Raw genomic sequence first — 8557 nt, forward strand, 5'->3', positions numbered from 1 at the left:
CACTGCTTTCGGCTGCCAGACAACGTCCATGAGTTCCTATTATAACCTTATATAACCAATAGTCAAGATAAAAGGTAATTAAATGTTATATCAATATTCAAATGACGATATTCGCCACGGCAAACCACCTTTTCCAAAGGTTTGTGATCCGATACCCGGTCTCATTCGTGCAGCGCTTCAGGTATCCCCGGCTAACGTTTAATCTTGCTCCGGGGTAGTCAAAATTAGGTTATCATAGATGATCAATTTTCGGTTGACACTCCGCAATAAGTGTTTCTGCCCCAGGATCGTGCTTGCAAAGATTATTCTCCACAGCTTTCCGTGATGTATTTGCATAGCAATACTTGCAAAGATGATGACAGGTATCATACATACCGATGTCCTTACTGACTATGCAACCACACTCCTTTCGTTGCCCCTTGTCCTTGAGATATGGCCGGGAATAGCCGGCAAAAAGATCGGGTTGATAGCCTAGAAAATTCATCAATGCTGAATCGTCATTGAAAAGTTCAACCATAAGATTGTCATCGATACATCTATTATGTCCAATATCATACTGGTCAAGCGATACACCTTCGGCGCAAGTGGTAATGTTAATTCCCCACCCTTGAGCTTTATGCTGAAGTCGTTCCGCAAGTTCTATCATTAATGGTGGCGTGAATTCTCTGAAAGAAACACCTTCTCTCGTCAGGTTGTTTTGCACTTTTTTGTATATGCCGATATCAGCAAAGCTTATAACGAGCTTCTCAGTGTATCCTTGGAGCTGTCGGGCAATGCATTCAATGCGATCCACAAGGACATCAATGGAAATGTTATTGGTAAGGATCAGAGGATCATATCGCCATATAACGCGTTTCTTGCCCAGCCTTTCAGATAGAGCTTTGAATGTCTCAATGCGCTGTACAAGAGGGGGGACGTTAGGCTCCAGTTTCTCCTGCTCATAGTCATTGAGAGTGAACTGAAAATAATAATGAATTCCTTTGGCCTCGATTTCGGGCAAATATTGCATCAGTGGCTTTGGATTTTTACTCCAGAACACAATGATTCGGGTTTTCTTGAATGAAATATATTGAACCTGCTTTGTATTGAAAGGATTCCTCCATATCAGATATCCAGCGTCAAGCCGATTTATGAACCACTTGGCGAAAAATGCGGGGATATCTGTTGCACGACTGGCCGATACAATGACCGGGCAGATGGCCTTCTCGGATTTATTATCCGGAAGATTAATGATGTCCGTTTCCCATCCACTGAAAAGCACTGATCATTTCCTTTCTGTAAAGAAACCGGTAAAGCCGCATGGATCAGATCTCTTCCCTTCACCTATACGACCGCTAAAACATGATTCATTGGGGCGGGCGGCATTTACCCGATATGCCAGATGCTCTGTAAAGTTTGCGGTGATCGTTTCTGCGAAGGAATGGGGTGCGAAGACGCGATAGGCAATTTTCGTTTCATCGTTCCTAACGAGTCTGTGGTTCAACACGAATCTTCTCTGCGTAAAACAGCACCCATCATGACAGGTAGCTGAAACGCGTGCACACGGAATGGGAAGGATGGTACGCATTTTGGTTTGGGGGGCTTGATCGTGCTGGTTGGCTTCGCGATTCAGAATCATAGGAAAATATTCGTACGGATTATCTCGGGTTGTTACATCAGCGATGATACAAAGGCCGTATGGGAGCAGCAGGCGCGAGGCTATTCTCAGGGTATTGCTGATGATTCCCTGTGCCGACGCATAGTTGACGTTGTAAAATTCGCAGAGACATTTCCAACTAGTGATGATGTCATATTGCGTGCCGAACTGATCCGCAATCGCGGACAATGCGGGGACATAGCTTTCTAGGTCGACGGGAAGATTAACGCAATGGCAGGCTAATGTGTAATCAAGATTAATAAAATCTCTAAACGATTCTAAAATATCGCCTTGTTTGCATAGGGCGTCTTGGTTGGTGTCGACCGCTGTGATCTCTATCGGCGCCTCGCATCCTCCCCAGTTGGAAAGGGCTAACAATGTGCCTGCAACGGCGGCGCCTGTTCCTGATCCTATATCGAGTATTCGAATAGTGTCTTTCTGGCGTAATGCAGAACCGATAGCTGGGATGGAAAAAAGTTCCGATAAAATATTCCATGCCTCTATGACGGTTCTGGGAAAGTAGGTCCCGAGATAAATCTGGTTATCTTGGTGAGTAGCTTCAAAATTGAACCGAGCGCCTTGTTTCTTTTTCTGATAGACAGCGCCCATTCGTTCGAGTTGATCATCTATGAATGAGGGGAGCTGCTTGTGTTCATGGGTGACAGCTGTCTTCGTTCCATCCGTTTCAGCAATAGGGGAGACAAATAATCCCGGTACAAGATCGCACGCTTCGCTGTGGAGTGATTCGACGATGCGAGATCTTACAGTGTTATGCTCACGTAAAAGCTCCTCATTATTATCAAGGTCGAATATCTTCCTGAGATTCCCACTCTTCAGTATAGGATACTGGCGCTTCGCCGTCGGATTGAGAAAGTAAGTGGTTATGCTGGTCCTCAAATCGATTCCCGCAACTTTCGGATATATGAGAGCATCCAGGGCATATTCGACCAGTAAATCTTCGCATTGTTTTTGTTGGACTTCGAGCCCGTTTTCCCATGCATCATGAATCAAAGAAACGATCCGCTCGAAGCGATCTAGATAGTCTTTTCGAGAGTTCGTAATATTCTTGTATTCGAAGATTGCTTCCGCACGAGTACGCAGCGATCCGATGGGCAAGAAGTCGGCTATTGTACGTATTTTTGCATACAGTTCAGCGCGTTGGAAAAGGGACAAAAAAAATATCAGAAGCGCAATGACGGATGCCGGCGGCTCAGCACCATCACGGATCGCCTGGCCTGCTCGGGAATTTACGAAGATCAGCAGCGTATCTTCATAATCAATGCGACCTGCGCGCAATTCCGCACTGGTAAGTCCATAAAAAAGAGGCCGGATCTCATAAAGATGTGTTTTTAGGAAATCATCACAAACGGATAATGAACTCCACCGTTTGATTTCCTGCTGAAGTTCCTGAAGGGTCATAGGCCAGATTTCTTTGAATCCTCTTCTATAGCGATTTCAATAATACGGCTGTTGACTGTGATCTGCCCGCTTTCAACAAGATCTGCAAGGCGATCCTTGGATATTCGGAAATGGAGAATGTCTTGCCCTCTTTTTCTGCTTAACTCGAACTCTTCTGCAAGAAAAAATCATTGCGCTAGAAGGCACCTCCCTAATTCGCTGCGTTCATCAATAGAATCAGCCTTCAAACTCTTAATGTAATGGATAATTTTCCCGATTATCGTAATCTCAAATCTTCGTACAAATAGATCATGCACACGATAAGAACGATCATTCACGAGTCTTCCTGGCGTACGTAAAGCCATTGGCACAGCAGAAATCGGGAACTTGTCATAAAGACTCATCATATTTTTATCCGGCAAACGTTGATAAAAGGCCCATTGGTATAGTGCTTCGATTAACTGAAGCTCAAGCACTGTTTGCATGTGGAATTTAATCTCAGGATTTTGATCTACGATTGATTTTAACAAAGGATGCACGGAATAGAGGCTGGTCTCCTTGGCATCCAAGGCAGTATATCCATAGTAAGCGCCGAGTGCTCCCAGGATTGGGACAATTTGTCTTGGATTTAACCAGTCTTCATGGATCTTCTGCTTGACATTTCGATGATCGTTAGACTGACGGCTGGAATACTTGAATAGCGCAGCCAGCACGCCCGCTTCGTAAGGAAGCTTCGCTTGCCGCAGCACTTGAATGGCAGATCGATAGTCGCCGGCAAACAAGGTCTTGAATGCTTGTCCCACCTCTTCCTGTTCTCCGGTAGTTTTGTAAATCTCCATCGCCAATGTCCGCGCTTTATCCTTTTCAATGAAGGCATCGTTTGCAATCACAAGCGATCTGATATTTTTGGCCACTTCAGACAAACCATCTTCCCGATCCAGCAGTGAAAGAAGCAGGGGATCTGCATGAGAATGTTTATGGGGATTGAATGAGGCATCGCCGGTGATCGCCGCAAATAAGCCAAAATATTCTTCCGGGTAGTCCGCATAGTAACAAGTTTTAACGGAAAAATATCGATCAGCATTGCGAAGAAATGCAAATAGTCCCATATAGCGGTCGAACTTATGGATTGATTTACCAATTTCATTCGATGGGATATCATGTCCCTGAATACCCCTCTCTATAGCATCATCTGGCCTGTTGGTTACGGGTGAAACAATAGAGAACAAGTGCTTCGGTACGGGCACATCTGGCTTTATCCAACCGGCGATATAGCGATTCAAGTCTCCTTGCTCAGGGGATATACCAATACTAACAAGTCTGGAGATTGGTAGGGGTAGTGGATGTCGAAGGATTACGGATTTTCCACTGTATCCTTTCACTTCCTCAGGTAAAAGCAAGATACCAAGGAGGTGATGATTTTTATTGATTGGCTGAGGCGCGGCAAACAGGGTAAGTACCGTTGGGGCATGTCTTTGGATATCGTCGAAATCGCTGGAACCAATTGCTTTGTCCCATATTGCAGGATAGATGAGCCCGTGGGCAAGGAAGACCTGCGTTCTCAGTTGGTCCACCGGCATGTAGAAAAGGCTTCTAGCTCCATTGTTAACCTTCGTTGATTCATCGGTTGCTTTAACGGGTTCAATGATTTTTTCGTATAGTGTTACTATTTTATGAATATTGCCGCTTTCATAAAACGGTAGCTGAGGATTTGTTTCTTCTTTCCGCGAATCTTCAGATTGACCTGCCTCCCTGATCAGATTCAACTTCAAAGCTTTTTCAAGCGGAATGCATCTTTTTTCTCCTTGAGGGCGAATGCAAGCCTTCTGATTATGAACAAAATCCAGACCATCTTGAAGCACCTCGTATGTTTTGCCATTTTGGCTGAACGTCTCTCCTTTTGTCATAAATCATGCCTCACTTTCTCTAAAACGGTACGTCTTCTTCTGGAACCGGAGTCTCTGCGTCCAAGGCATTGTAGGTGCCAGGATCGAAACCAGATGTAGGATCGTTTTGAGGATCGTTTAGATCCCTGAAAACGAATAGCTCCTTTCTTGCGCGTGTGCTGGCAACATACCATTCTTCCGGGATATTTTTAAAGAAATTTATACGCGGAATGATGACAACATCGAACTCTAGCCCCTTGGACGATATAAAGGTCGTGACAACGTAGCGTTCCAGGCTGTCGGGTACGTCTGTTTGGCTGTGGTACTTCGTAGCAGTAATGCCCATATTCTTGATTAATGTGTAAACTTCATTCACGGATTCACCAGAGAGTCGCGATTCGGTTGCGAGCGGACAGAGAATGGCTACATTGCCTTCTGCATTCTGAAGGATTGTTTTCAAATGCTGATTTCTCTGATTATTGTCATGATATGAAATGACGGTCGGCTTCGGTCCGCGGCGATTAGAGCGGAGAAGGCGTTCCGGGATTGCCTCATCCCAGGCGACTTGGTTTGTTTTGGGGATGAATTGGCGGGCAAAAAGATATGTCTCATATGTATTTCTGAAATTTCTCCCCAATGGGAAGCGTCGGTAGGGTCCGAAGTCCGTTCTCAGAATGTTTTCAATCTCTTCTATTTTCGCCCCGTGCTTTGGATGGACTTGTTGACCGTTATCAGCCCCAACGAAAACGCGTTCAAAATACTGTGGAAGGACCTGATAAACACAAAGAGGCAGGTCTTGACCTTCGTCGATGAGAAGTTCTTCTATTTGCTGGCCTGATAGCGGTGATTTTCGAATGCGTCTGGCCATCTCCTCTGGTGTCGGTGGCGCATCAATATTGAAACCGGAATTAGTGAGCGGACAATACCACTTATGAAATGTACTGACCCGCTCCCTTGGGACACTCTGGATGTTCGCAAGGTTGCGAATAGCTTGCACGAGCATGTTCTGGAAAGTTACCAGATGAACATTGGTTCGCTGGTTGTTAATACGAACGAGGCGATAGATCGAGACCGTTGTTTTGCCGCTGCCAGGGCAACCGGTGACGAGTGCGCTTCGGAAACTGTCATCGTCGATCATGCGAAGCATTTCGAGACCGTCAGGTGTTCCGCGCATTTCTTCCAGGGAAGGCAGATGAAATTCAAATCGTGGCATTAAGTTCTAATTATCCTCTCACTGTTCATAATCGCTTCATAATGGCACCGTTAAAAAAGTTCACCCTGTTTACCTTTGCCATGTCCATACTGCGAAGGTGGTTCTGAGATCAAAGATTTCTCCTGGCTCTCTGTTGATTGATGAGCATCCATAGCAAGTAACTGCTGATAACCGGTTTCTCCCAGGAGATTGCGGGCGTGGAGATGGCACTCGCGCCAGGATTCCTCAGGGGATTGGGCAAGTTGCCAGTCATAGAAACGGGGGCCGAGGCGAGAGGCGACAGGCTGGGGATGTTTCGCCCGTTCATCATGGCCGAGGCCATAGTCGGCAAGGCACAGCGTTTCTGGGAGCAGCCAACCTTCACCATTGTTCTGATTCAGGAATGCCTCGATACCTTTCTCCCGATCACCGCCGCAGGCGCGGATCTTCTCTTCGAGGTCGTGGAACGCAACGAGGGTCAGGACCGTGTGGCGGAGTTCCGGGTCCTTGCCTTTGTCAACGCGCCAGAAACCCTTTGGAGAAGGTACAACTACCGACAATCCTTTCTGTAACGATTCCCTCTGGTTGTCGCACTCCCTCAGAATCCATTCGAGATCTGATGCTTCCAGATTGAACAGGGCCGCAATCAACACATCAAGTATACAACGTAATCGCAATCGTTCCATATCACTCATCGCGCATTGAGACATAGGCCCCCGTGCAGAATCAACTTGAAATCTTGGAGATGCAAGAGACAACCATTCACCAGCAAACGCCTGACTGCATAGCGAGAGAGACGCACAAATGTTAGTAATGTTGGTTACCTGGTTTTCAATTATTGAAGGTATTGGACTTTCATTCAGTAGATAAGGCGAAACATACATAACACCGCTTCCTAAGCGGGCCCTGAAACACCAGTCGAAAGACAATGAGTTCAGGACAGCGGATTGCGATAGAGTGAATGTAAAGACACCGGAATCGCACCGAAAAACAGGAACAGGGTGGGAACAAGGACAATTTGGAATAGGTGCGCAGATCATTCCTCTGGTATTCGTAGCCGATACTATTGCTATAAGGGATGCTTTGGGCACGGGAGAGTAATTAGACGAGTTAATGAAAGTTCTCGCGCCCATAAGATACTGCGGGAGAAGGCACTTGTTTGCCCACTCTATATCAGACCATTGAGCGCCCCTTCCTTTGCCGCTAACCCAGCCCTTCTGGCTGAAGTCGAACTGGCCGATCATCCGGCCTTCGTATAGCGGCAGGGCAATGTCCTCAATGCTATCTTCACGAATCCAGGCGTCGGCCTCACGGGAGAGGATAATACCGGCCAGGATGTCAGCCCGGGGGATGGGAAGGCTGTCATAGGGCGGCTGGGCGCAACGGACACCCCAGAGGGTGCGCTGAACATCACCCGGTTTCAGGAGATGGCCGTGGACCTGGCGGGCAAGGGCGACGCGCTCCTCCGGACCGGCGGTCGTGTCGAAAAGCCATTCTTCTATTTCTATTTCGATAGGTCGAGGATTGGCGGCATCAACACTCAACTCGGCCCAGAGTTCTTCAATGGGGCGCCAGTTTCCCTTGAGCCAGCGGCTGTATTCGTCAGGGCGGTAGCCGTCGGCTTCCCATTTTGGGCGCGGGGGGAAGAGTTTGGAGTCGTTGGTCATATCGAACTCTCTGGAATACTGGATTCCCCAGCCGTCAGGGCCATCGTCTCCGAGGAGGACGGAGTTGGTGTAGATTTTCTCTAGGATTTCCAGATCACGCTTTGACTGGATTTCGAGGATGGCGAGCGATTTAGGGCTGAAACGGGCAACCTGTTCGCGGCTGTAGGGCGTGACAAAATCCTCGGCGTTTTCCCAGTCTTCGAGTTTCCGGCGCATGAAAGCCGTCCGAATCGCCGCCGTGTTTCCGCCTTTCTGGATGATCACGGGATTGAACTTGAAACGGCTGTCGATCTCGAAAACCTTGTCGCGGTTTTCAAAGCCAAAGAGCCATTCCCAGCGGCAGTGGTCGAGGAAAAGGCGGCGCAGTCCGCCCGTACCGTGATCCGAATAGAGACCCGAGGGAACAATGAAGCCTAGACGTCCGCCGTCACAACGCAGAGCATGGGCCTGCTCCAGAAAAGCCTTATAAAGATTAATGTCGGCTGCTCCTTGGTGGCGGAAGGGGTGGCCCGGGTCGGCAAAGCCTTGGCCCTTTCTGCGGGCATCCCGCCAGCGGGCATGTAAAAGTTGGTTGTCTCGGCCGCGGGTGATGGTGAAGCGGTCCACGCTCGCCTCGTTTTCGTCAGGATCTCCAAAGGGGCTTGCGGCATAGCCCATATAGTTCGATTGGGCGCGGAAGTCTGCATTATAGTCGAGCCAGGTCCTTTCAATGCCCTCATCTTCAAAAAAGCCGGTCTGGCGACGCAGGGCATCCTGCTTGCCGTAGGTACGATAGAGG

Annotated in this window: 5 protein-coding genes; all 5 read right to left on the minus strand. The window is 47.8% G+C overall.

Annotated features, from left to right (window positions below; all coding sequences use genetic code 11):
* Nucleotides 1-232: 232 nt before the first annotated feature.
* Nucleotides 233-1234, minus strand: coding sequence for a DUF1848 domain-containing protein (locus GX147_10760; GenBank protein NLN61148.1), 1002 nt, complete (start codon nt 1232-1234; stop codon nt 233-235).
* A 30-nt stretch (nt 1235-1264) separates the two neighbouring features.
* Entirely contained in the window at nt 1265-3055 is a 1791-nt protein-coding gene (locus GX147_10765) for a hypothetical protein (GenBank protein NLN61149.1), read from the minus strand.
* 167 nt (nt 3056-3222) lie between these two features.
* On the minus strand, nt 3223-4941 hold the full coding sequence (locus tag GX147_10770) for a hypothetical protein (GenBank protein ID NLN61150.1): 1719 nt from the start codon (nt 4939-4941) through the stop codon (nt 3223-3225).
* A 19-nt stretch (nt 4942-4960) separates the two neighbouring features.
* Nucleotides 4961-6133 carry an AAA family ATPase gene (locus GX147_10775; protein ID NLN61151.1) on the minus strand — a complete coding sequence of 391 codons (1173 nt, stop codon included), beginning with the start codon at nt 6131-6133 and terminating at the stop codon, nt 4961-4963.
* 50 nt (nt 6134-6183) lie between these two features.
* Nucleotides 6184-8557: hypothetical protein (locus GX147_10780; GenBank protein NLN61152.1), on the minus strand; the 2374-nt coding region annotated here is incomplete at its 5' end.

Source organism: Deltaproteobacteria bacterium, assembly GCA_012522415.1.
Classification (GTDB): Bacteria; Desulfobacterota; Syntrophia; order Syntrophales; family JAAYKM01; genus JAAYKM01.